1 pseudogene is annotated in these 276 nt (G+C 35.9%); it reads left to right on the top strand.

Features of this window, described 5'->3' with window-relative positions:
• Window positions 1-6: 6 nt before the first annotated feature.
• Window positions 7-276, top strand: a pseudogene (locus GUI70_RS25625) (hypothetical protein); the annotation flags it as partial.

Here is a 276-nt window from a genome sequence, read left to right as displayed (position 1 = left end):
AAGGATATGATTAATATCGCATCCAAAACAGCGGACGTATTTAAAGATGGTTTCTCACTAGAAATGTGGGGCGGTGCTACATTTGATGTGGCATATAATTTCTTGAAGGAAAACCCATGGGAACGACTTGAACGTCTACGTAAAGCTATTCCAAATGTATTATTCCAAATGTTGTTACGTGCTTCAAACGCAGTTGGTTATAAAAACTATCCTGATAATGTTATTCATAAATTCGTACAAGAAAGTGCTAAAGCAGGCATAGATGTCTTTAGAATT

The organism is Deinococcus alpinitundrae (assembly GCF_009982895.1).
Classification (GTDB): Bacteria; Deinococcota; Deinococci; order Deinococcales; family Deinococcaceae; genus Deinococcus; species Deinococcus alpinitundrae.
Note: the sequence above shows the minus strand (reverse complement) of the source record. Positions and strands in the feature narration are given on the sequence as shown.